Origin of the sequence: Corynebacterium sp., assembly GCF_030532715.1 — a bacterium.
Lineage (GTDB): Bacteria > Actinomycetota > Actinomycetes > Mycobacteriales > Mycobacteriaceae > Corynebacterium.
Window position 1 is genome coordinate 319384 of the sequence record NZ_JAUNKO010000003.1, and the last position, 23214, is coordinate 342597.

Here is a 23214-nt window from a genome sequence, read left to right on the forward strand (position 1 = left end):
GTCTGTTCGTCGGTGGGGTCGAAAAGGTGTGATAGCGCACCAGCGTGTGAGCGACACTCCCACATTGATGGTGTGCAATGTTTGTTCGTAAGCCCTTTCTGAACGCATTGCGGCAGATGCGTTTGCAGGTGGGTTCGCTACTGGGTTTGGTCATCATTATTGGCGTGGCGGTGGGGTTTTACGCCACCCTGAAGACGAATTCCGTTAATTTTGAGCGCAGTACCTATCAGTATTTCCACGACTATGGCATGCCCGACCTTATTGTCGACGGTGTAGGTTTCACAGACCAGGACGCCGATACTTTGCGGAGGATGAGCGGGGTGGAGGCGGTGCAGGTTCGCGCTTCCGTGGATACCCGCGATGGGGACGATACATTGCGGCTGTTGTCTTATGATATTCACAATCCGCGCGTAAATCGCCCGTACCTGCAGGAAGGCCGCGAACCGGAGCACGTTGACGAGTGTCTTGTGGCGGAAAAATACGCGACAAAAAACGACGTTCACCCTGGCGACACGGTGCGCTTTGAGCACCGACTTTTCCAAGCGGAGTGCAAAGTGAGCGGTATCGCCACCGCCCCAGAGGATATGTACCTGAAGCAAAGCGCCACGGAATCCGTCGCCGATACCAGTGAATTTGGTGTGGTGTATGTGGATACGGAGTTTTTGCGTGAGCGGCAGGTGCCGGCGAATCAAATCGTGTTGGTGTTTGCGCAAGACGCCGATGGTGGACGCATCAACGAGGATGTGGAGACCGCGCTTGGTGAAAAGGTGGAAAAGCTGACGGAAAAAACAAAGGTGGGCAGCTACGACTCGTTTAGTGCGGATGTCGGCGATTACAACCGAATGGCCTATATTTTTCCTATTGTTTTTCTGATTATCGCTTCCGTGGTTGTGTTTGTTGGCCAGCGCCGTAACGTGATGCGCGACCGCAGGCAGATCGGAATTTTGAAAGCGATGGGTTGCAGTAGCGGTTTGGTGATTACGCTGTACTGTCTCATTTCGGCAGTTGCGACCATTGTTGGCGCGGGACTTGGTGCGTTGATTGCGTGGTTTGCCGGGCCGTTTTTGGTGAACACGTATCAGTCGATTTTCACTGCACCGTATTTCACGTTCCAAGGTTTTGGCGAGCATTTGTGGCTGCCGGTCGCGTTGTCTTTGCTCGTCACGGTGATCGCTACTTTGTTCGCGGTTTGGCGCGTCGTGACGATCATGCCAGCTGAGGCAATGCACGCCGAACCACCGAAGACTGGCCGCGATGTGTTGCTGCAGCGAACGCCGCTGTGGGGGTGGCTGTCGTTCCATTCGCGCTATTCCCTCAAGGCTGCACTCCGAAACCGCGGTCGATTTTTCGCAATGGTGTGCGGGGTGGTTGCTTCGGTGACGCTCACGGTGCTGTCGCTCGGCTTCCAGGATTCCTATAAATTTGTTACCACCGACTATTTCGACACTGTTGTTGATTATGACCTTGCCATTCGCACGTCGGTTACTCCCCGCACGCAACCGCCTTCGATTATCGACGCCGCGCCCATCACCGAACACCACGAAGCTCTGGTGTTGGCGGGCACATTCTCCGCCGGTGATCGTTCGGAAGAGTTACCGCTGGTTATCCTGGATAACCCCGACGACGTGTACAATTTTGAATCCGCTGCGGGAGGCGCGCCGTCGTATAGCGGGGGAATCGTGTTGCCGGAATACTATGCGGAGCTCTTGGGGGTGTCGGTCGGGGATACCGTGAAGGTGTCCACGCCAAACGATGTTGTCGCAGGTGAGGCGACGGTGGTGGCATGTGTGCGGCAAAACATTGGGTTTCTTGCCAGCGCCACAACGGATACCGCCCAGCATTCGTTGGGCCTAGCGGACAGCGTTTACAACACTGTGTTTGCAAGCACCGACGCTGATGTGCGGGAGACGCAGAAAACTCTGGAACGCCAAGACGGCGTACTTGCCGTGAACTCAGTTTCGGACGATCGGAAGAGTTTTCAAACGTTGTCCGCAACATTGAGCATGTATATTGTGCTGCTCGTGTGCTTTTCGGTGGTGTTGGGTATCGCCGCGTTGTACTCTGTGTCCACGATTGCGCTGCTTGCCCGTCAGTATGAGTTCGTGTTGTTGCGGGTGATGGGCTATTCGCCGCGCGAGATTTCGTTCGCATACCTTAAGGAGCTCGCACTTCAGTTCGTGTTTGGTCTGCCTCTGGGGCTGGTGTGCGGTTATTACCTCACGTCCTACGTCGCCCGAAAGTTCGCGAATTCACAGCTTTTGTTTGAAGCGCACATTCAGTGGGATACCTATGCGTGGGCGGCCTGTTCCGCACTTGGTGTGATTGTGTTTGTTTGGCTCGTATCCTTGCGTAAGATTGCGCGGCTGCACCTCGTGGAAGGAGTAAAGGTGCGAGATGAATAGTGCGATCCGGACTATGCGTGTACGTACCTTCCGTCATAGACTTTAGAAATATGTTTGTAGGCAACACATTAGATAGTTGAAAGTCGTTTGTGGCACATGATTGAACAACCGCAGCTCATACCGCAAACTCGCTGGGTGTTGGACCGTGGCCCCCGCCCACGGGCGCGTGGTTGGTACCACCTTGTCGCGGCACTTTTAGCATCGATGTCCGGTGCGGTACTGATCACCTACGCTTGGATGACGCTGAACCCGCTGCCGGCGTTTGGTGTCACCGTCTATGCGATAGGGCTCGTGCAAATGTTCGGGGTGTCGGCGGCGTATCACTGTGGTCCGTGGCGTTCGGCACGGACCGTGGCGTTATGGCGCTGGGCCGACCACTCGACCATAGCGTTGTTTATCGCTGCCACGTATACCCCGATGGCATTGTTGAAGATGTCACCCTCGATTTCCGGGTGGCTGTTATGTGCGGTGTGGGGCGGGGCAGCGTTCAGTGTTGCGTTATCACTGTTTCCGCACCCACGCTGGTTGGATGTGGTGGTATACCTCGGGCTTGGGTGGTTGTCAGTGCCGATTATTCCCGAGTTGTGGCGGCACGCAGGCCCCTCCGTGGTGTGGCTGCTGCTGGCCGGTGGATTAGTCTATTCGTTCGGCGCCCTACTGTATGCGGTGCGGTGGCCTGGCCGGCACGCCCGTTGGATTGGATATCACGAGCATTTCCACCTCGCCACCATTATCGCTGGTGTATTGCACTTAATCGCCGTGTGGATCGTGGTGGTGCAAGGAGCAGCATGAAGCGTGGGTGAGGCATCGCGAATATTGCGTGTGCGTTCGCTTTCCCACGATCTGCTGCTCCGACAAACTAACGTTTGATCAGCGGGATCGGGGCGTATTTGGCTCGCAATTCGCGCAGCTTTGCCGCGTGATCCGAAAGCCGTACGTCCTCACTTGCGCGTGGCGTGAATTGGCGCGCCGGGAGGGGCTGGCCGTCGATATCTACGGCGATGTAGGAGATGGTGGCGTGAATGGCGGTTTCGAGCGCCGACCTGCCACCGCGCGGCGCGCCGGAACGTACGTGAACGGACATTTGCATGGAGCGGGCGTCGGTGCGCATGAGGCGAGCGTCTACCTCAATGAGGTCGCCGATTTGGATGGGTCGGTAGAAGCGGATGCCGCCCGCGTAAACGGCAACGGTGTGTTCCCCAGACCATTCCATGGTGCACGCGGCGCCGGCTTCGTCAATCCATTCCATTGCGGTGCCACCGTGCACTTTGCCGCCCCAGTTGACATCGGTGGGTTTCGCCAGGAAGCGGGTGATGAGGCGCGGCGCCTCCGAGGGCCCGTCGTAGGTTTGCTGTTCCATCTCCCGTTCGATTGCTTTGCGGAGGTCGATGCGGGAGAGCGCGGCGTCGAAAACTCGACGTTCCTCGTCGCTTTCCGGGATGAATTCGGGCACCTGTTGCGGTTTGCCGGTGTCCGCGTTTTTAGCTACGAAAATCACCAGGCAATCGCACGCACGGGTGAATACGCCCTCGCGCGGGTCGGCGGAGAGGACTTCGTTGATGATGTGCATTGACGACCGCCCAGTCATGGCGATCCGCGACCTCACCTCTACCATGTGTCCGCTGGGGATTGGCCGCGTGAAGTGGATGTGGCCGACGTATGCGGTGACGCAATAGGCGCCGGACCAGCCGACCGCACAGGCGTACGCGGCTTTGTCTATCCATTCGAGGACTCGGCCACCGGATACGCCGTGGTTGCCGGCCATGATGATGTCCGTCGGGGCGGCGAGAAAGCGCAAGGTCAGACTCGGAGAGCGGGATGTCATGGGGTTCCTTTCTGTATAGTTTCACCTTATAGAACGGTAAACTCGCACTCTGTGAAACGTTCCATTTCTGCCGCCGAGACGCGCGCCGCGGTGCTCGCAATTGCACCCTGGTTGCGCGATGAGTCCGCCCCGCAGCCCTCGCGCGCCGAGATTGCGCAAGCTGTTCGCCTGACCGCTCGTACGTTGGAGGCGTTGGCGCCCGGTCAAAGCGTTGAGGTTCGGATACCTCCGTTTGTGGGTATTCAGTGTATTGCTGGCCCACGTCACACCCGTGGCACTCCACCTAATGTGGTGGAGACTGATCCTCGCACGTGGCTTCGGCTGGCTACTGGTTTGATCCTGCTTGACGACGCCGCGACCGTTACGATTTCTGGTACGCGCGCCGCTGAGATTGCCCAGTGGTTGCCGCTGGTTTCGCTGCCCCAAGCGGAAAACTAGAGCTCAGGCCAGCCTTTCCATATGTGCGTAAGTGCGCACATATTGATAGTGTGGCGTCATGATTGAAACCATGCATGTCATCAAAGAACCTCACAACCAAGGCCTCAACAATCGGCTGAATTGGCTGCGTGCCGGCGTGCTGGGTGCCAACGATGGCATCGTCTCCACGGCGGGTTTAGTTATGGGCGTGGCGGCAACTGGGGCGTCGACAAGTGTGATTGCTACCGCCGGGTTTGCTGCGCTCGTGTCCGGCGCGGTGAGTATGGCGCTCGGCGAATATGTGTCCGTGTCCACGCAGCGTGACACGGAAAAAGCGCTCATTGATAAGGAGCGATGGGAGCTGGCCACGATGCCCGACGCCGAGCATAAGGAACTTGTGGAAATCCTCCGCAAGAAGGGCCTGTCTCAACACACGGCCGAGATGGCAGCGTTGGAAATGGCGGACCATGATGCGCTCGCCGCGCATCTCGATATCGAACTGGGGCTCGATACGGAGGAGCTGACAAATCCGTGGGTTGCGGCCGGTTCTTCCGCAATTTCGTTCGTCGTTGGTGCGGCGTTGCCGTTGCTGGCCGTGCTGCTGGCGCCGGGTGATCTGCGCGCCGTCGTAACTCTGGTTGCTACGCTCGCGGCGCTCAGCATCACCGGCAGCGTGTCCGCATTTCTTGCTGGCGGCGAGCAGGGTAGATCGGTGGCTCGACTCGTATTCGGCGGGGCGCTGGCGTTGGGGGCGACGTACCTTATCGGTGTTTTGTTCGGCGTTACGGTAGGCGGTTAATCGGGGATCATTAGGGCGTAACCCATCGAGCCGCTACGATTATGTTTCGTGGCAGCTTTGGAGAAATCCCTCAGCGCGGCGGCCTCGCGTCCCGCGCCCACCGATCACGACGGATTGAACGACCATGGCGAGCAAGCACCCCGGGAGGAGTGCGGCGTCTTTGGGGTTTGGGCACCGGGGGAGGAGGTCGCCAAACTCACGTACTACGGCCTGTATGCGCTCCAGCATCGAGGCCAAGAGGCCGCTGGCATCGCCGTCGGCGACGGTGATCAGATCCTCGTGTTCAAGGACATTGGCCTTGTTTCCCAAATCTTTGACGAACAAACGCTCGACTCTCTGCGGGGGCATATTGCGATTGGGCACACCCGTTATTCCACCGCCGGTGGCGAATGCTGGGACAACGCGCAACCCATGTTCCGGTCGGCTCCTGACGGTACCGACGTGGCGCTTGGGCACAACGGAAACCTGGTTAACTATATGGAGTTGCTGGAGGAAGCTTCCCGTCGCGAGCTCGTCGACAAGGCGAACAGCCCTTCGGACTCTGACGTGATGTGTGCGCTGCTCGCGGATGGCATGCGCGGCGGCCGGACCATTATCGAATCCGCTAAAGAGCTTCTTCCGCGAATCGAAGGCGCGTTTTGTCTCACCTTTACTGACGGCACCACGCTCTATGCCGCGCGTGACCCTTACGGGGTGCGTCCGCTTTCTATTGGCCGTCTCGAACGCGGCTGGGTAGTGGCGTCCGAAACCGCAGCCCTCGACATCGTGGGCGCGTCGTTTGTGCGCGAGGTTGAGCCCGGCGAACTTATTAGTATCAGCGAGGCGGGGGTGCGTTCTGAACGCTTTGGCACCACTCACCACAAGGGATGTGTGTTCGAATATGTGTATTTGGCGCGGCCTGATTCCGTGATCCGCGGCCGCGCGGTCAATGCCACCCGCGTGGAGATCGGAAGGCGCTTGGCTGAGGAATGTCCGGCTGATGGGGACCTAGTAATCCCAGTGCCGGATTCGGGGACACCCGCCGCCGTCGGATACGCCCAAGGTTCCGGAATTCCGTTCGGACAAGGCCTTGTCAAAAACGCCTACGTTGGCCGAACGTTTATTCAACCTTCGCAGACGATCCGGCAATTGGGTATCCGGCTCAAGCTGAATCCCTTGCGGGAAGTGATCGCGGGCAAACGTCTCGTCGTGGTGGACGATTCCATTGTGCGCGGCAATACGCAGCGCGCGTTGATCCGCATGCTCCGGGAGGCAGGCGCGGCGGAGGTGCATGTCCGCATCGCGTCCCCGCCGGTGAAGTGGCCGTGCTTCTATGGCATTGACTTCGCAAGTCCTGGCGAACTTTTGGCCAATTGTGTGGAGGGTGACGACGAGCAAGCCATCGTCCAAGCCGTGGGTACCGCGATCGGCGCCGACTCGCTGGGGTTCGTTTCTGTGGGCAACATGGTTGAATCCACTCGCCAGCAGCGCAGTGAGCTGTGTTGTGCGTGTTTCGACGGCGTCTACCCCCTCGGCTTGCCCGCGGGCAACCACAACGCCGACCTTGTCCGTGCAATGCAGGCTACCATGTAGCTGCGCTGACCATTAATTTTTAGTGACGTTAAGAAAGTTATCACTGTATGAGCCACAACCAAGATTCTGAGGTTTCCTACGCTGCCGCCGGCGTGGATATTGAGGCGGGTGACCGCGCCGTTGAATTGTTCGCGCCCCATGCCAAGCGTGCTACTCGTCCGGAGGTTCGGGGCGGCCTCGGCGGGTTCGCGGGTCTGTTCGCGTTAGGGAAATACCGTGAGCCGCTGCTGGCGGCCGGTTCAGACGGCGTCGGCACGAAACTTGCAATCGCGCAGGCCATGGATATTCATGACACCATCGGCATTGATCTCGTTGCCATGTGCGTGGACGACCTTGTGGTGTGCGGTGCTGAACCTCTGTTCCTGCAGGACTATATCGCGGTGGGCAAGGTTGTGCCCGAGCACGTCGCGGCAATCGTCTCCGGAATCGCCGAGGGATGCGTCCGTGCTGGATGCGCCTTGCTCGGTGGGGAAACCGCCGAGCATCCCGGCACCATGGAGCCCGGCCACTACGACGTGTCCGCAACCGCGGTGGGCGTCGTTGAGGCGGACAGCGTGCTGGGTCCCGAGCGCGTGCGAAACGGGGACGTTGTGATAGCTATGAAATCCTCCGGCCTGCACTCGAACGGTTATTCGCTGGTTCGCCACGTGTTACTGGAGAAAGCCGGCCTGCCGCTCGACGGCCACATGGAGGAGCTCGGGCGGACCCTGGGTGAGGAACTTCTCGAACCGACCCGGATTTACGCCCTCGACTGCCTCGCTTTGGCTTCCGAGTGTGAGGTACACACGTTCTGCCATGTTACGGGCGGCGGGCTCGCAGGCAACCTCGCGCGCGTCATTCCGGAGGGGCTCGTCGCGGAGTTGTCCCGCGCGACGTGGACTCCGGGGCAGATTTTCCGCACCATCGCGTCCGTGGGCAAGGTGCCCCAGGCGGAGATGGAGAAAACCTTCAACATGGGAGTCGGCATGGTTGCCATCGTGGCGCCGCAGGACTGCGAGCGTGCCCTCGCTATGCTCACCGCCCGCCACATCGAGGCGTGGGAGTTGGGGAGGATTTGCAAGGCCGCCCCTGGTGAGCAACAGCGCGTGAAGCTTACGGGCGAACACCCAGGCTACTGACCGACTACTACTGACGCGCGCCACCAAGCCCGCTGCCCCAAGCGTTAACCGCGGGGTGGCGGGCTTGCGTGTCGTTGCGCGCTCCTATGACGCTGGTGCGCTGCGACTCAGTGCTCGAGGGGCGTGTTACCGCCAGGAGCGCTCGTCATCATCGTCGTCAGCTTCCCAGTCTGCCCATTCGGCGTACTGGTCATCCTCACGACGGGAGGAGTTGTTCTCAGACTTCCCAGCGAGCTCCCGCTGCAGTGAAGCGAGGTCCATTTCTGGAGAGTTGTACTTCAGTTGACGAGCAACCTTGGCTTGTTTTGCCTTGGCGCGGCCGCGACCCATGGCCTGACCCCCTTGGTGTGAGCGAGGAGTGCGCGGGGAATTCGGCACTCCCTTGAGTGTTTTTAAGTAAATGTATTCCTGTTAGACACAATAGCGGTTGCGAGCGAAAAAGTCCGCACCGGGGCGCTCACCTGCGTGTTTTCCGGGGTTACCGCCCCCGAAGTCGGTTTTGGGCGGCGCGTCCGGGGCGTTCGCCGTCGTCTGCGGGAACCGTGTCGGGGTCGATCGCCAGCGCCACATCCTCCACCGCGAGCTCCGGCGCCGCCAGGGCGCTGCGTTTGATCAGCGCCAGTCCAATCGGACCGTATTCGCAATCATGAACCACCGTCCCCAGTCGACCGACGGTGCGACCGCCCGCCGTGATTGCGGAACCTTGCTCGGGGAGCTCGGGTGCCGAGCCGTCGATATGCACCATCACCAGCACCCGCGGCGAGCGACCCAAATTGTGCACCCGCGCCACCGTTTCCTGTCCCCGATAGCAACCCTTATCCAAATGCACGGCCGATTCGATCCATTGCGGAACTTCGTGCGGTATAGCTTTGGCGTCGAGGTCCGCCGTCACCTCCGGCTCCACCGCCTTCACGCGCTCGGCCGTAAATGCCATCAGCCCCGCCAACGGCAACCCCAACTTATCGACGGCCGCGCCCAACCGCTCCCTCGGCACCAACACGTCCCACCGCTCCGGGCCGCCCCATTGCACACGCCGCTTCATCCCCGTGGTCGGTTCCGCTCCGATTACCGTCAGCAAAGCCAAATCTGCCTCTTTGATCTCCACATCTGACCAGAAGACCATTCGCAGCAGGTAAGGCTTCAACGTCGCGATTTCGGACGCCGGGCCCTCGAGGAAAAACGTGTCATGCTCCAGCCAAATCCCCACGTGATGGAGGATCCGGCCCTGCGCGTCGAGGTTCAGCGCGGCGGTGGAGGGCGGGGCGTCGATAAGCTGCTGTGAAAGCAGATTGTTCAGGAACGCGGCGGCGTCAGGGCCGCTAACCCGAAGCACACGGTGGTGCGAACGGTCGACCACAAACGGGCCGCGTTGCTCACCCAAAGGGTTGCCATAATGCCAGGCCACGCCAACATTCGGGGATGCCGGCGCCGCACCCGGGTGAGCCATGAATGGGGACACATATGCGCAAACTTCAGCCACAAGGCTCATGGTAACCCGTAATCTAGACTTATGAAGCCCACAATCGTCGTGTTGGAGCCGTACGGAGGTTCGACACGGCACCATAACCCCGAATTGCCTTTCATCTTCTGGGACGACGCCGCTGTAACACGCGGCGACGGAATTTTCGAAAGTATGCTCGTGCGAGGCGGGCGGGTGTGTAACCTCCAACACCACCTCGACCGCTTTACCGCCAGCGCCGAACTCCTCAGCCTGCCCGCGCCGCGGCCCGAACACTGGCTCAAAGCCACCGAAGAAGCCCTGGAACATTGGGGAGACGCCGACGGCACCTGCGTCTGGACGTACACCCGCGGCCGCGCAGCCACCGGCCACCCCAGCGCCTGGATTGTGATCAAGCCCATTGACGAAACCACGCTCCGGCAGCGCGAACACGGTGTGCGGGTGATGACCAGCCCGCGGGGCTACAGCGTCGATACGCAATTGCCGGTGGGCATCGATGGGGTGGCGGTGGCCCCGTGGCTCACCATTGGCGCCAAAACGCTCAGTTACGCGGCAAACATGGCGGCCAAACGCTACGCCGAAGCTCACGGGTTTGACGACGTCATCTACGTCGAAGACGGGCGCGTCCTCGAAGGCACAACCTCCACCGTCATTGCGGTCCGCGGAACCTCCCTGTACACCCCACCGCCAGGGGGAGACATCCTGCCCGGAACCACCCAACGCGCGCTCTTCGAGCACGCTCGCTGGAAAGGATGGCGGTGCCACGAACAGCAACTCGCCATCAACGACCTCCTCGAGGCCGACAGCGTGTGGCTGGTCAGTTCCGTCAAAATAGCCGTCCGAGTCACGCGAATCAACGAGGTGGATTTGCCGGACGCCGGGGACGAAGCAAATGACCGGTTTCGCAGCATGGTGGAAAAAGCTCTCAGCTAGGCATCGGCGGCGGAGTCACACTGATTGCGTGAATAAAATGACGAGGACCTCAGTGACTCTGTGTCGCTGAGGCCCTCGCTTCCCCCGAGGCCACCGTGTCGGTGCACTTGAAGATTAACTCACCAACACCGCGGAAGGGAAGCACTTTTTCAAGAAAAGTAATCCCCGGACCGTTATTAAAGAGTACGCATTTCAATTTTCTCAGGAAAGCGATTTTCGAATTTCGGCCCGATGTCGGATCTGCCTGGCTCGGGCAAACACCGAGTTCCGAAGTGTGCAATGCATTGCGAGCAATGAATATTTTATGACCCATGTCATAACGAACACGTGAGCTAGTGTATGTGTGCACGTAGAGCGGTATTTTTGGCGTCCGAAAATCTGCCTCAGACAGATTCTGCAGGGCGGAAAATTGCTTGCGCGAAGCTAGGTGGCGCCCCAGAAATGTAGCATCAATGCAGCAAAAAGCTTGCGCACCTTGCTAATGCGTGGAGATTTTAAGGCAAAATCCACAGGTTTCAAGCGGCCAAATTCGCCACCCCCGATGACTACCCCCACCGCCGGAGAGCGTGGGGAAAGCGCGGTGCGTCGGGAGGACGGGGCGTCGAGAAGCGGGGGGAAGTTAGCCGACCACCCGCTTCAACTGTGCCGACAGTCGCGGTTGCAATGCGCCATCGACGAGCCGCTCCTCCACCCAGCCGAGTTCATGCGTGGGCAGCAGCCCGTACAAGCGCTTACCTGGGCCCAAATCGGCCGGTCCGGAAGAGGTGACCAGCGTCGAGGCGCTTTCCAGCTGCCACGCCCGCTCGCTCAAGGGATTGCCGTAGAAGATCTCAACCACGCCCGCCGCGCCGCACGAAACTACGGAAATTTCGTCGTCCAGGCTGATCCTCCAAAAGCCGGTTTCGCGCTGGTCATGCCCGGTCGGCTCGCCGTTGCTGTCCAGCCGCCAAATGATCGACTCAAACGCCAGGTAATTCTCGCCGTTGTGGGTGAACGTCAACTGCTGGCCGAACGCGTACTGGCCGGCAGCGGAATCTGCCTGGCCTTCGCCGCGCCACACGCCCACCAGCGGCAATAGCGCGAGCAGGCCGTCGTGGAGATTCGGGCCGAGGCGCAAATTCGCAGTGTCCGCGGGGGCGCCGAGGGCGGGGACGCCAGCGATTTCCGGGGAAATGTTCAAACTCGCCGTGCTTTGCGACTGCTCAGCCGCCAGATTCACCGCTGCGTTTCCATCAAGCTTGCGGTCTTGTTCTTCAGCCATGGACTCAAGCCTACTTGCAGTTACGTTTTCCGCGACAACGGCGAGAGGTCAGTTGCGTCGAGCAGGACGTTGCGCTCCAGCGACTCGATGTAGATTGAGCCGCCTGCGACGAAAATTTTGCTTGCCGGCGCCGTGAGCGGCATCTCCGCGTTTGTGAACGTGAGTGCGAACGCTTCGTTGTGCTCGGGGATGATATTGATTGTATCGCCGATGATCCGCAACTTGGCGAGTTCGGTCGTAGGTTCGGTTTCGCCCGGCGGCGTGCCGCGGAGCCGTACCTCAGCTGCGTCCCCGCCGTTTGGCGACATATCGTAAGGATGCGAAATATCCAGATCAGTCATATTTAACAAGTGCCCCAGCGCGACGCCATCCATGCTGATCCGCCTTGTCAGCAGCCCCGCCCGCGCCCCAGTAATGTCCCCTTCGCGCACCTGTTCGGGCGTAACTTCGACGCCGCGGGCTTCCGTCCGTGCGTTAACCATGCCCAGCCGAGGCACATCCACATCCAGAACTTCTGAGCTAATAATGGGAATTTCCCCGGTTATCAACGCCTGCGAATACGGCACTCCGCCGAGGTAGATCTTGGGCGTAGCGTCAAGGTGCGCATGCAAGCGTGTTTCCTCACCGATACGGCGTTCGAGATTCGCTGCGTATGCGTTATCCACGGCGTACGCGCCACCGAGAATGAGCGCCACCGCAAGGGCAATTGTGCGTTTCACCCCTTCAGGTTACTAGGGTGGGACCATGGAGCTTCGACAAGTCACCGCCTTGCCCGAACCGTTGCTCGCCCAGGCCTTCGCACTTTGCGACGCCGCGACCGCCGCCGACGGATTCGCCCCCCTGTCCGAACAATTCCTCCGCGGGCTTGCCGAAGAAAACACACATATACTGCTCTTTGCCCCGGATCTCGTAGCCCTCGCCGCGTACGACGGCGCGACAATCGAACTCGTGGTCCATCCCGATCACCGTCGTCGCGGCTACGCCACCGCGCTTCTCGACGCCCTCCCTCCCGCCAGCACCTGGGCCCACGGAAATCTGCCTGCCGCTCGATCGCTCGCAACGAAACGACACATGAAGCCGGTACGAACACTGCTCGTCATGTCCATCAGCGGCGATGCCCTCACTGACGCATGCGCAGGCCAGCAACCTATTGCCCCTCCCGGATACTACGAATCCACATTTGAAGACCTCGGCGAATCTGCCTTATCCGACTGGCTGCGCATCAACAATGAAGCATTCGCCTGGCACCCGGAACAAGGCAGATGGGACATGTCTCGCCTGCGCCGCGCACTCGATGTGCCTTGGTTCTCACCGGCCGGTGTTCGATTCCTCATGTCCGACAACGGCGCCATGGCAGGTTTCCACTGGACTAAACGACATTCAGATCGCCTCGGCGAGATCTACGTTGTCGGCCTTGGTTCGCACCATCGCGGCAAAGGCTTGGGCGCACCCTTAATCCGCCTTGGTCTAGCGCACCTCGTGGATATCGGATGCGAGGAAGTCATCCTCTATGTGGAAGCAGATAATCATCCGGCTGTCAGCGCCTACGAACGTCTCGGCTTCATCATTGCCGAACAGCACGTCGCTTACGAATCTGCCTGAGGCACATATAACAACGGTGCGTTTTTCCAGCTCACCGACGGCGATACTTGAGGTACATATGGCTAAGCAAGGCAGATTCTGCAAGAGGCAAATCGCGCACGGAGTTGTCCGCGGCGTCGATAAACACTGAACTGCGGCACCGGCGTTTCGGCTCCCTGCGGCGAGAGCCTATTCTGACTGCCTCTTCAACGTTGTTGTCGAATCTGCCTTAAATATTTTCAATGCGAGCGAGTTTTCGCAGCTCACCGACGGCACAAAAGAGGCGAATCCCGCTAGGTAAGGCAGATTCTGTGGCAAGGCAGATTCCGCGGGGAGCGGGGTAGTAAAAGTAGCTTAGAGGAGGGGGAGCTCAGCGCCGGAGTTGTCGGCGGCGTCGATAAGCACTGTGACGCGGCACTTCCGTCCTGACGCCTCGCCCCGCCCCGCCCCCAATCCGCGCACGGTCTTTGGTCAGCGTTCGGCGCGTTGGATGGCGTTTCGCAAGGTAGTGGCAAGTTTTCGCGGGTTTCTTAGGAGGCCGTGCGTGATGCGGAGTGGTTCCCACCCGAGTTCCCGGAGTCGAATGAATACGGTGGAGTCGTAGTCGCGTTGCTCCCGTTGGAGGTGGTGGGCACCGTCGTAGAAGAGCGCGACGCGGATGTCGGTCCAGCTCGCGTCGAGAATTGTGAGTAGCGGTGTGCCGTCGTCGCGGAGGCTTCCAGATTGCCGCACCGGCACCTGTACTTGCAGTTGTTTACGTACTTGTTCGGCGATGAGCCTGAGCGCAGTCTCCGGCGGTGATTCCGCGCCTGAACTGGACATTCGCAGTAGTTTGCTCAGTTCCCGCGCGCAGAAAATGTTTCGTGCGATGTTGCGGATGAGGTGGATATTGAGGTGGCAGACCCGCCGTAGGGCGTCGATGAGTTGGATCGCGCGCACTTCCCACGCGTCTAGGCCGGGCACTTGGTAAACCCACCAGGCGTGTCGGTTGCGTTGCAGGTCGATGAGGCAGTCAACGAGCGCGACTTCGGGGATCATTACGCGCATGTTTGGTTGTTTTTGGTCGGGTTTCCAGGTGGCGGCGTCGTGGCGGATGCGGCGTCGGGTGGCGTCGAGTGGGTTGTGCGCTTGCCGAAAATTGCTGGTGACGTGGAGGGTGATGTGGGCATCGTCGGCCCAGTGTGGGAGCCCTGCGTAGGCCACGGCTGCCCATCCTCCGATGATTGCGTTGGGGGTTTGCGCGTGGTGTGCGCGTGCGCGGAGAATGATTGGCGCTGGGTAGCCATGCCGTTGAGGATGGTTTTCTGACCCGTAGCACACGTCGCGTTGCGGCCGGCATAGGTGGCGCGGTACGCGGGTGCGTCGCGTGATGCGCACGAGGTCGTTGCGTGTCAAGGTTAGGTGGGCGCCCATAACCTTAGTGTTAGTTCTGGGGCCGGCTTGCGGCTAGGGTTTTTCTGGCACGCTGATCTGAGCCTGTGGATAACTGGACGTTTTCCCCAGTTTTTCTAGCCGCCTCCCAAAAGGCCTTGCATACAGCTTGAGTTCAGTGTATAATTCCCGCCTCTCGACGCCGCGTTTTACCCGCCGGAGTGCATAATTTCGGCGCCTTCCGGCACGGTGTCGTCTTCGGGGTTGTCGAGCCATCCTTCGGGGAGCACGACTTTCCCAGGGGATCCTTGCCGCCCGCGTGCCCCTTCGGAATCTGCCGCGAGTGAGTCAGATTCCGCCCACGGGTCGAGCGCTTGGGCGATGTCGGCGAGGGAGCGGACTTGGGCGAGTTTGGCGCGGGCGTCGCCACCCACGGGGAAGCCGCGAAGGTACCATCCCATGTGTTTGCGCAGGTCGCGGCAGCCTTTTTCGGCGCCTTCATGCGCTATGAGCAGTTCCGCGTGGCGCAGTATAATGCGTGTGACCTCCCCAAGCGTCGGTTCGGGAGGGATGGGTTTACCGCGGAGCGCGGCGGAAAGCTGGGGGAAGAGCCAGGGGCGACCGAGGCAGCCGCGGCCGACGACAACGCCGTCGCAACCAGTTTGCTGCATCATCGCGGCGGCGTCGGACGCTTTGAAAATGTCACCGTTGCCGAGCACCGGCACACCAGAGTCCGCCAAATGTGCCTTGAGGCGGCGGATTTCACCCCAGTCTGCAGTGCCGGAGTAGCGTTGCGCGGCGGTCCGTGCGTGGAGTGCGACGGCGGCGGCTCCTTCAGCTGCGGCGATGCGCCCGGCGTCGAGATGGGTGTGGTGTTCGTCGTCGATGCCGATGCGGAATTTGACTGTGATGGGAATGTTGGTGCCTTCCGTGGCGCGTACGGCAGCGGCTACGATGTTTGCGAAGAGTCGGCGTTTGTACGGCAAGGCAGATCCGCCGCCGCGGCGAGTTACCTTTGGCACGGGGCAGCCGAAGTTCATGTCGATGTGGTCGGCTAAGTTTTCGTCTACCACCATCTTCGCCGCTTCGTACGTGTATTTGGGGTCGGTGGTGTAAAGCTGTAGGGAGCGGGGGTCCTCGTTGGGCGCGAACGTCGTCATGCGGAGGGTTTTTTCGTTTCGCTCTACGAGCGCGCGGGCGGTCACCATTTCGCACACGTAGAGGCCCGCCACGGTACCCGTCTTTTCGAGTTCCAGTTCGCGGCACAGCGTGCGGAACGCGACGTTCGTTACGCCCGCCATCGGCGCCAACACCACGGGGGAGTGCAGCGCGAGGGATCCGATCATCAGTGTCACCGCCATATTGTCGCACGCTTATCGACGCCGCGCACCTCAAGCCACCGTCCGCACCTCGCGCGCGGGCGGGGGTAAAACGTGGGGAGCATATTGTAAAGATTTGCGGAAGTAGGGGCGTGTGGCGGGGGGATTTGGGATACTGTGGTCACCACAACTTGGGTTCCATCGTATAGGGTGCGTCACAGTACCCGGTGGGGTCTATGTCACACGAAGACACGTTAAGGTCAGAACTCTCAGGAGGATACATGTCCGATCGGATCGCAAACGCCAAGCTTCGCGGCAAGGTGATGTCCGCAGAGGAAGCGGCACAACTGGTTAACCACGGTGACAAGGTCGGCATCTCCGGCTTCACCGGCGCTGGTTACCCGAAGGCGCTCCCCTCCGCCATCGCAGAACGCGCCAAAGAAGCCCACGCACGTGGCGAAGAGTACATGATTGACCTGTTCACCGGCGCGTCGACCGCGCCGGACTGTGATGGTGTGTTGGCCGAGGCCGACGCAATCCACTTCCGTACTCCGTACCAGTCTGACCCGATCCTGCGGTCCAAGATCAACGACGGCACCTCTTTCTACGCGGACTATCACCTGTCCGAGTCCGGCCTCTACGTCGAACAAGGGTTCTTCGGCCAGATGAATGTAGCCATCGTGGAAGTTGTCCGCATCACCGAAGACGGCCACCTGGTGCCGTCTTCCTCCGTGGGCAACAACGTTGAGTACCTGGATGCCGCCGAGAAGATCATCATCGAGGTCAACTCGTGGCAGTCCGAAGAGCTCGAGGGTATGGCGGACATTTGGCGCAACAAGAAGCTGCCGAACCGCACGCCGATTCCGATCACCGAGCCTGGTCAGCGTATCGGTACCACCTACATCGACATTGATATTGACAAGGTCGTTGCCGTGGTGGAGACGGACCTGCCGGACCGCAACGCGCCCTTCAAGCCGATCGATGATCAGTCCAAGCAGATCGCCGGCCACTTCCTCGACTTCCTGGAAAGCGAGGTGGCCGCAGGTCGCCTCACCTATGACGGCTACCGCATGCAGTCGGGCGTCGGCAATGTTCCGAACGCGGTGATGAGCGGCTTGCTCGACTCCAAGTTCGAAAACATTCAGGCGTACACCGAGGTTATCCAAGACGGCATGGTGGACCTCATCGACGCTGGCAAGATGACCGTTGCCTCCGCAACCTCCTTCTCCCTGTCGCCCGAATACGCCGACCGCATGAACCGCGAGGCCTCCAAGTACGCCAAGCAGATCATTCTGCGCCCGCAACAGGTATCCAACCACCCCGAAGTAGTCCGCCGTCTCGGCTTGATCTGCACCAACGGTCTCATCGAAGCGGACATCTACGGCAACGTTAACTCCACCAACGTCATCGGCTCCCGCATGATGAACGGTGTCGGCGGATCCGCAGACTTCACCCGCAACGGGTACATCAGCTCCTTCATTACCCCGTCCGACGCCAAGGGCGGCGCAATTTCCGCAATCGTGCCGTTCGTTTCGCACGTTGACCACACCGAGCAGGACGTCAAGGTGGTCATCACCGAATACGGCTACGCTGACCTGCGTGGACTCGCCCCACGTCAGCGCGTGAAGAAGATGATCGCGCTGGCCCACCCGGACTACCGCCCGCTGCTCGAGGAATACTACGAGCGGGCACTCCACTTGGCCGAGAAGAACAAGACCATGCAGACGCCGCATGACCTCGCGAACGCCTTCAGCTTCCACCAGCGCTTCGCCGAGACTGGCACCATGAAGAAGAGCTAACCCGCTTCTTTAAAGACTCACGCCGTGACCCCGCGCACTTGGGGGAGCGGCGGTTTCTTTTTTCGGGGTTGGGGGTTGTCGTGTTGCGGGTGTGTGCTGGCTGCACGTCGGATCTGCCTTGCTGTTGTTCCGCCGCTCAGGCAGATTCGACATGTGCACCTCGAGGTTGGGGTATTGCCGCAGGATGGGAAACACCTTACGTCGGATCTGCCTTACTGCTCAGGCAGATTCCGCGCCGGGTGCCGGAACGCCAGGAATTCCCCTGCTCACAAGGCGATTTCCTAAGTTTGGGGCGAGTCGCTAGAATGGCAGAGTATTGGTTGCGGTTGTGCGACCAAGGGCCTTTAGCTCAGTTGGTAGAGCTACGGACTTTTAATCCGCAGGTCGTGGGTTCGAGCCCCACAGGGCCCACATTTTGCCCCCGTTCCCTGCGGGGGCTTTTTGACGCCCCCCCGGTTACCGCTTCCCCGTACCCTACCGTCGATGCGGTTGTGTTTATGTGGCCTTGCTGGCTGTGGTGCGTTTGGTGGATTTGAGCGTTGCGGCGATGAGGGCCCCTCCGAGGATGGTACCGATGGCGGCCCCGACGAGCCCGGTCCCTGTGTAGATGCCGAGCATGAGAAGTGTGACGAGCATTGCCGCCGCGATGCGTGTGGTGAGTGAGTTGAACGCGAAGAAGCCGATGATGATCAGTGAGATCCCGGCGACGAGGAACCAGAGTGCTTGGCTTTCCGGCATGGTGTCGACGCTCATCCACCATCCTTGGCCGGCGGCGGCGCGGAGGTGCATCCAGTCGGTGGCCATGCAGTGGGCGATCCCCATGATTGCGAAGAGGGCGCCGGTCCATTTCTGCATGTTTGCCATCGGTATTGCTTTCGGTCGAGCTTGATGCTGTGTGCGATAGTATCGCGTCACGTTTGTTTTAACTGAGAAATTCAGTAATGCACTGAACGATTGAATATTACCGCATCACAGCCGCTATTCCGGTATCGCAAATGTTACCGTTGTGACAATATTTCGTTTCTTTCCGCACTCCCGCGTATCGACGCCGCCCTCTCCCGCGCGCCGCCGCTAGGCGTTGCGCGTCCGGTGCCACACCGCGATTGACCAGGGGTGCACGGAGTTGTGCGCGTGCACGATGGCGCCTTCATCGTCGGGCCAGTAGTTGTTCACTAGTTCCGCCCAGGATGCGGTGTCGATGATGTAGTGCCAGTCGGAGGTGCGGAATTCTTCGGGGATGTAGAAGTTGACGGATTCGCCGGACATGTTGATCATCACCCAGAAGTTTTCTTCGGGGGAGTCGATGTATACGCCGAGGGCACGGTCGCCTTCGGTGGGTTGCCCGTCGCCACTGGGGTTGTAGAACAGGTACGACACGTCGCCGTTGTTGGCTACGAAGTCGCCCCACTCGGTTTGCTGCAGGCAACTGTGGCGATGCCGCATGTGCATTAAGTATGTGGCGAATCGGAACAATCCATTGACGGTTGGTTCGTCGTTGGCGAAGGTGCCTAGGTTGTCGTGGTACGCGGCGTCGATATCTTCCGCCACGGGGACACGTTGCGGGGAGTTGCTGGCAATCATGTCGTAGTTATTGCGCATTGCCACGGAATGCAACGCCCACGGATTGTTGTTGCCGTTCTGGGTGCGGCCGAACTCGTCTCCGGCGACGATCATTGGTACGCCACGGGAGAACATGAGGATGGTCCACAGGTTGCGCAGGCGTTGGCGCCGCAAGGTGTGGTCGCCGCCGGAATCCCAGGACAAGTTGTTGTCGCTGCCGCCGTCGGATGGGCCGAAGGGGAAGGGTTGGTCGTTGAGCTTCGTTTGGTAGCTCACCAAATCCGCGAGGTTAAAGCCGTCGTGGGCGACAACGAAGTTGATGGTTTTCTGGGGGCCGCCGTTGTCGTGGAAGTGGTGGTAGTCCCCGTTGAGCATGTCCACAAACTCGCCAACATTGCCTTCGCCCTTGGTGAAGCTGCGCACCGCATCTCGGTAGCGGCCGTTCCATTCGCCCCAGCCGCGGGGGAAATTGCCTACCTCGTAGCCCCACAGGTCCCAGGCTTCCGCGATGACCTCTACATGGTCTTCCTCGGCCAGCTTCGCGATCTCCACCAGCAGCGGGTGCTCGGTGAAGAAGCGTTTCTGGTTGCCCCAGTCGTCTCGATCCGCTTCCCCAGGCTGGCGGCCCAGGACGGTTGCAAGGTCGAAGCGGAAACCGTCCACATGCATTTCGCGCGACCAGTAGCGCAGCGAATCGAGCACCAGTTGCTGGGCCGCGGCAGAGGAGTAGTTCAACTGGTTGGATGTGCCTGTGGCCCCGTCGACCAGGATATTGTCCCCGGTCATTTGGTAATACTCTGCGGTGGCAAAACCGCCCAAACTAGTGAACCCAGTGGTGTTGACGTCGCCGTTCCAGTTGCCGCCCTCCGCGGTGTGGTTGTACACGACGTCGAGGTACACTTCCATGCCGGCCTCGTGGAAGGCGGAGACCATTGCTTTGAATTCTCGGGTTGGCCCGCCCCAACTTTTGTCCGCGGCGTACTTGCGGTTCGGGGCGAAAAACGCCAGGGTCATGTATCCCCACGAGTTTGTGGCGGCGTCTCGGCCGCTTTCTGAAACATTGGTTTCGTGGACGGGGAGTAGTTCCACCGTGGTGATTCCCATGCTTTTCAGGTACGGGGCGAGCATGCCTGCGCCTTTGTACGTGCCGTGGTACTCGGCGGGAATATTGACCACTTCCTCGAATCCGTGTTCGCCGCTGAGGATGTCGGCGAGGCGGGCGACGGAGGGGTGGCCGGTGAGTTGCTCGATGCTGGCTTCGTAGATGATTGCGTCTTCCGCAGGCAGATTCGGTTTGGGTGTGACTTCCGCATCGCACGCCACCACAACGCCTTTTGGCGCGAACGGTCCCGTATCGATGACGCGTCGGGGCACGCCGTCGATGATGTCGCCGCCCGTGCCGAACACGCCGTCGTTGACGCCGAAGCGTTGCAATTCATCCGTAAAGACATTGTGAGAAACTTCGCGAGAATACGGGTCGAAGAGCACTTTGTTTGGGTTGAAACGGTTACCATGTTCGTCCAGGTCAGCAATGAAACCCGCATCTGAACCAGGTACCCACTCCGGGTCAAACACCCAGTTTGGGCCCCACGCGCGGAACCCGATGAGCGCGCCCAACTGCAAGCCCTGCAATTTTGCGCGCCACACGCCGTCTTCGCCGCGTTGCGGAAGGAACGTGTGCGACGCCGTGACGCCCAGGGATTCTGGAAACACTTCCAATTGCAAACGTGTGGCAGCCGGGGCGAACACAGCGAAAGTGACACCGTCGGCGTGTGCGTGTGTACCAAGCGGCCAGGTGGCAGAAGACCACGTTGCTTCGTCCAATGCGATGATTTCGGTCATGGGGGCCATACTTCCACGGATGCGCTTGGCGCGGCTGCAACCGTGGCGTATTTTTTAGCAAAAGCGCTTCACGATCGCCAGTGAAACCCCCGTTGCAGCGCGCACGCCTCGAACCCGTGCACTAAGTTTCGGGCTGCCGCATGTTTTCCCCGCCGATGGGGGTAGTCGTTGGGCTACCCTGCGCCGGGATTACGGTGCGTTGAGGGCGGCGACGAGTTCGGGTAGTCCGACAGCGGCGGTGGTGCGCCAAGACACGTCCGCGAACCGCGTGAGTTCAGTGTCCGCGGGTGAGATTTCCAGAACAGGTATTCCCATTTCCACCGCAATAAGGGGTAACGACGCCGCGGGCTGTACAACGCCCGAAGTGCCCACAATAACAAGCAAATCTGAGTTCGATATTGCGGTCTCTGCTTGGTTCCATTCCCGTTGTGGGAGTGCTTCGCCAAACCACACAACGCCTGGTCGTATGTAGTTTCCGCACAATGGGCATTGCGGCGGGGTGAGCCGTTCGACGGGTTCATCTAATAGTTCAACTTTTCGATACGGCCGCGAGCAGATGGTGCAGCGCCATTCAAAGAGGCTCCCGTGTAGGTGGATGACGTTGTGGGCTCCCGCCCGTTCGTGCAAATTATCGATATTCTGCGTCACGATCGTGCCTATCGACGCCCACTCTGCCAACGCGACGTGCCCAGCGTTCGGCTCCGCACGCTGCGCCAACGTAGCGCGCCATAGGTACCACGCCCACATTGGTTCTGGGTCGCGAGCCCAAGCGGAAATCGACGCCATGGCTTGTGGATCGACATTTTCCCACAGTCCAGTGGTGTCATCGCGGTACGTTTGGATCCCGCTTTCGGCGCTCATGCCGGCGCCGGTGAATACGGTCACATTGGAGGATTCTTGGGCAAGCTTGAGTGCGGATTCCAGGCTCATACTTTCGAGGGTAGCCGCAGGTGATGGCCGCAGCATGCTATTGACACCAAAACTCAGCGCTCTTTATAGTATTACGCAGAAAATGGGTTCTCCTATTTTCTGCGGCCTGACGCACGAGGGGTGCGCAAGTTCCCCAAAAGGTGGACCTGACAATCCGCCGCCAAGGTTGCTTTCGTCTACGGGGGCATCGTTGGAACCTCAGGCAATCCGCGCACTTTAGTCTTACAAGGCTCCACCTTGTGAGGCCGCGACGCCAAGCATTACCGGGAACCCGGGCAGGGTTCACCTGGGTAAGAACGCAACCCACAACGGTATGGCCGCGACGCATCGTGTGTACGCGGAGGGCTCACAAGTCCGAGACTGTCACTCGAGGGCGGGGGCCATAAACACCACGCGTGGGTTGGCGAATTCGCGCGCAATGTTTAATTGCGAGTAGCCCGACAGCGAAAGCTATTGAGGCGTGGAGCATTCCGTCGATGGAAACAGCAACGGAACTCCAAGAGGAAGCGCGTCTCGCGTCAACCGATACTAGCCGTATCATCATCTCATTCAGGGAAAGCGAAAGCCTTCCTCCGTGACAGCCGAAAGTGCCTTAATGGTTTGCAAGGCAACTTGAACAAACCCCACGTCGCGGCCGCAAGCCAACATGTGGTTCATATGGGAATAATGCAGCTCAGGGGCTAGCTACCCACGAGCGAAGTGAAACCTGTGGAGTAGGCGATCACGAAAAGAGTGGTGGGCTCAACCGACCAGGCACGGTGAATACCGTAGGGATACGGTGGATACATTGAGAATCAATAATGCAATCAAAGTTCACCATCGAAAAGCATTGAATCTAGGTGCTTTTCCCCACAAGGGCGCAACCCCGGAGTGACCCCAGCCGCAAGCTGACCACTCCGGGGCCTTGTCATTTCCCTGTCCTTTTCGGTCAAATCAAGACCTCACCATCCTCGCTGCGGCCTAGTCAGGCAGATTCGACATTGAGGTCCAGTTGGATCACCATATCCCCAAGACGCCGACCACCGC

19 protein-coding genes and 1 tRNA gene are annotated in these 23214 nt (G+C 59.8%); 10 read left to right on the forward strand and 10 right to left on the reverse strand.

Annotated elements, in window-relative coordinates; all coding sequences use genetic code 11:
* The first annotated feature begins 77 nt into the window (after window positions 1-77).
* Both Q4D83_RS06725 and Q4D83_RS06730 read left to right on the forward strand, forming a co-directional pair.
* Complete coding sequence (locus tag Q4D83_RS06725) at window positions 78-2402, forward strand: ABC transporter permease (RefSeq protein WP_303174098.1); 2325 nt, start codon at window positions 78-80, stop codon at window positions 2400-2402.
* A 96-nt stretch (window positions 2403-2498) separates the two neighbouring features.
* Entirely contained in the window at window positions 2499-3194 is a 696-nt protein-coding gene (locus Q4D83_RS06730) for a hemolysin III family protein (protein WP_303174100.1), read from the forward strand.
* Window positions 3195-3261: 67 nt separating this feature from the next.
* Here the strand turns inward: Q4D83_RS06730 and Q4D83_RS06735 are convergent, their stop codons facing one another.
* Entirely contained in the window at window positions 3262-4227 is a 966-nt protein-coding gene (locus Q4D83_RS06735; protein ID WP_303174101.1) for an acyl-CoA thioesterase, read from the reverse strand.
* 51 nt (window positions 4228-4278) lie between these two features.
* Between Q4D83_RS06735 and Q4D83_RS06740 the strand changes: the two genes are divergently transcribed.
* The 4 genes from Q4D83_RS06740 to purM are packed head-to-tail and all read left to right on the forward strand — an operon-like array spanning window position 4279 to window position 8133.
* Window positions 4279-4665: a sterol carrier family protein gene (locus Q4D83_RS06740; RefSeq protein WP_303174103.1), complete on the forward strand. Its 387-nt coding sequence runs from the start codon at window positions 4279-4281 to the stop codon at window positions 4663-4665.
* 58 nt (window positions 4666-4723) lie between these two features.
* Window positions 4724-5443 (forward strand): VIT family protein, encoded by a 720-nt coding sequence (locus tag Q4D83_RS06745; RefSeq protein ID WP_303174104.1) that lies wholly within the window; start codon window positions 4724-4726, stop codon window positions 5441-5443.
* Window positions 5444-5500: 57 nt separating this feature from the next.
* On the forward strand, window positions 5501-7015 hold the full coding sequence (gene purF, locus Q4D83_RS06750; RefSeq protein ID WP_303174162.1) for an amidophosphoribosyltransferase: 1515 nt from the start codon (window positions 5501-5503) through the stop codon (window positions 7013-7015).
* 47 nt (window positions 7016-7062) lie between these two features.
* Complete coding sequence (purM, locus tag Q4D83_RS06755) at window positions 7063-8133, forward strand: phosphoribosylformylglycinamidine cyclo-ligase (RefSeq protein WP_303174106.1); 1071 nt, start codon at window positions 7063-7065, stop codon at window positions 8131-8133.
* Between the two features lie 126 nt (window positions 8134-8259).
* Here purM and Q4D83_RS06760 read toward each other — a convergent pair whose 3' ends face one another.
* The gene (locus tag Q4D83_RS06760) at window positions 8260-8463 is read right to left on the reverse strand and encodes a DUF3073 domain-containing protein (protein WP_303174108.1); all 204 of its coding nucleotides are present in this window, start codon (window positions 8461-8463) and stop codon (window positions 8260-8262) included.
* 148 nt (window positions 8464-8611) lie between these two features.
* Window positions 8612-9580, reverse strand: coding sequence for a folate-binding protein YgfZ (locus tag Q4D83_RS06765; protein WP_303174163.1), 969 nt, complete (start codon window positions 9578-9580; stop codon window positions 8612-8614).
* A gap of 63 nt (window positions 9581-9643) precedes the next feature.
* Here Q4D83_RS06765 and Q4D83_RS06770 point away from each other — a divergent pair, with 63 nt between their 5' ends.
* On the forward strand, window positions 9644-10525 hold the full coding sequence (locus tag Q4D83_RS06770) for an aminodeoxychorismate lyase (protein WP_303174110.1): 882 nt from the start codon (window positions 9644-9646) through the stop codon (window positions 10523-10525).
* A gap of 619 nt (window positions 10526-11144) precedes the next feature.
* On the opposite strand, the gene Q4D83_RS06775 is transcribed toward Q4D83_RS06770, so the two are convergent.
* Window positions 11145-11786: an FABP family protein gene (locus Q4D83_RS06775; protein WP_303174112.1), complete on the reverse strand. Its 642-nt coding sequence runs from the start codon at window positions 11784-11786 to the stop codon at window positions 11145-11147.
* A gap of 20 nt (window positions 11787-11806) precedes the next feature.
* Window positions 11807-12505, reverse strand: a complete 699-nt coding sequence (locus tag Q4D83_RS06780; protein WP_303174114.1) for an LmeA family phospholipid-binding protein — start codon at window positions 12503-12505, stop codon at window positions 11807-11809.
* A gap of 25 nt (window positions 12506-12530) precedes the next feature.
* Between Q4D83_RS06780 and mshD the strand changes: the two genes are divergently transcribed.
* Window positions 12531-13388 carry a mycothiol synthase gene (mshD, locus tag Q4D83_RS06785; RefSeq protein ID WP_303174116.1) on the forward strand — a complete coding sequence of 286 codons (858 nt, stop codon included), beginning with the start codon at window positions 12531-12533 and terminating at the stop codon, window positions 13386-13388.
* A gap of 450 nt (window positions 13389-13838) precedes the next feature.
* Here the strand turns inward: mshD and Q4D83_RS06790 are convergent, their stop codons facing one another.
* Window positions 13839-14570: a hypothetical protein gene (locus Q4D83_RS06790; RefSeq protein ID WP_303174118.1), complete on the reverse strand. Its 732-nt coding sequence runs from the start codon at window positions 14568-14570 to the stop codon at window positions 13839-13841.
* Window positions 14571-14947: 377 nt separating this feature from the next.
* Complete coding sequence (gene dusB, locus Q4D83_RS06795) at window positions 14948-16093, reverse strand: tRNA dihydrouridine synthase DusB (protein ID WP_303174165.1); 1146 nt, start codon at window positions 16091-16093, stop codon at window positions 14948-14950.
* 245 nt (window positions 16094-16338) lie between these two features.
* Between dusB and Q4D83_RS06800 the strand changes: the two genes are divergently transcribed.
* The gene (locus Q4D83_RS06800) at window positions 16339-17856 is read left to right on the forward strand and encodes an acetyl-CoA hydrolase/transferase family protein (RefSeq protein WP_303174120.1); all 1518 of its coding nucleotides are present in this window, start codon (window positions 16339-16341) and stop codon (window positions 17854-17856) included.
* Between the two features lie 338 nt (window positions 17857-18194).
* Window positions 18195-18267 (forward strand) — tRNA-Lys (locus Q4D83_RS06805).
* A gap of 84 nt (window positions 18268-18351) precedes the next feature.
* Here Q4D83_RS06805 and Q4D83_RS06810 read toward each other — a convergent pair.
* The 3 genes from Q4D83_RS06810 to Q4D83_RS06820 all read right to left on the reverse strand — a co-directional run bounded on the left by Q4D83_RS06810 (window position 18352) and on the right by Q4D83_RS06820 (window position 22188).
* Window positions 18352-18720, reverse strand: a complete 369-nt coding sequence (locus tag Q4D83_RS06810) for a DUF6463 family protein (protein ID WP_303174122.1) — start codon at window positions 18718-18720, stop codon at window positions 18352-18354.
* Between the two features lie 207 nt (window positions 18721-18927).
* Entirely contained in the window at window positions 18928-21258 is a 2331-nt protein-coding gene (locus Q4D83_RS06815) for an alpha-amylase family glycosyl hydrolase (RefSeq protein WP_303174123.1), read from the reverse strand.
* 189 nt (window positions 21259-21447) lie between these two features.
* A complete protein-coding gene (locus Q4D83_RS06820; protein WP_303174125.1) occupies window positions 21448-22188 on the reverse strand; it encodes an NAD-dependent deacylase in 741 nt (246 codons plus the stop codon).
* Between the last annotated feature and the right edge of the window lie 1026 nt (window positions 22189-23214).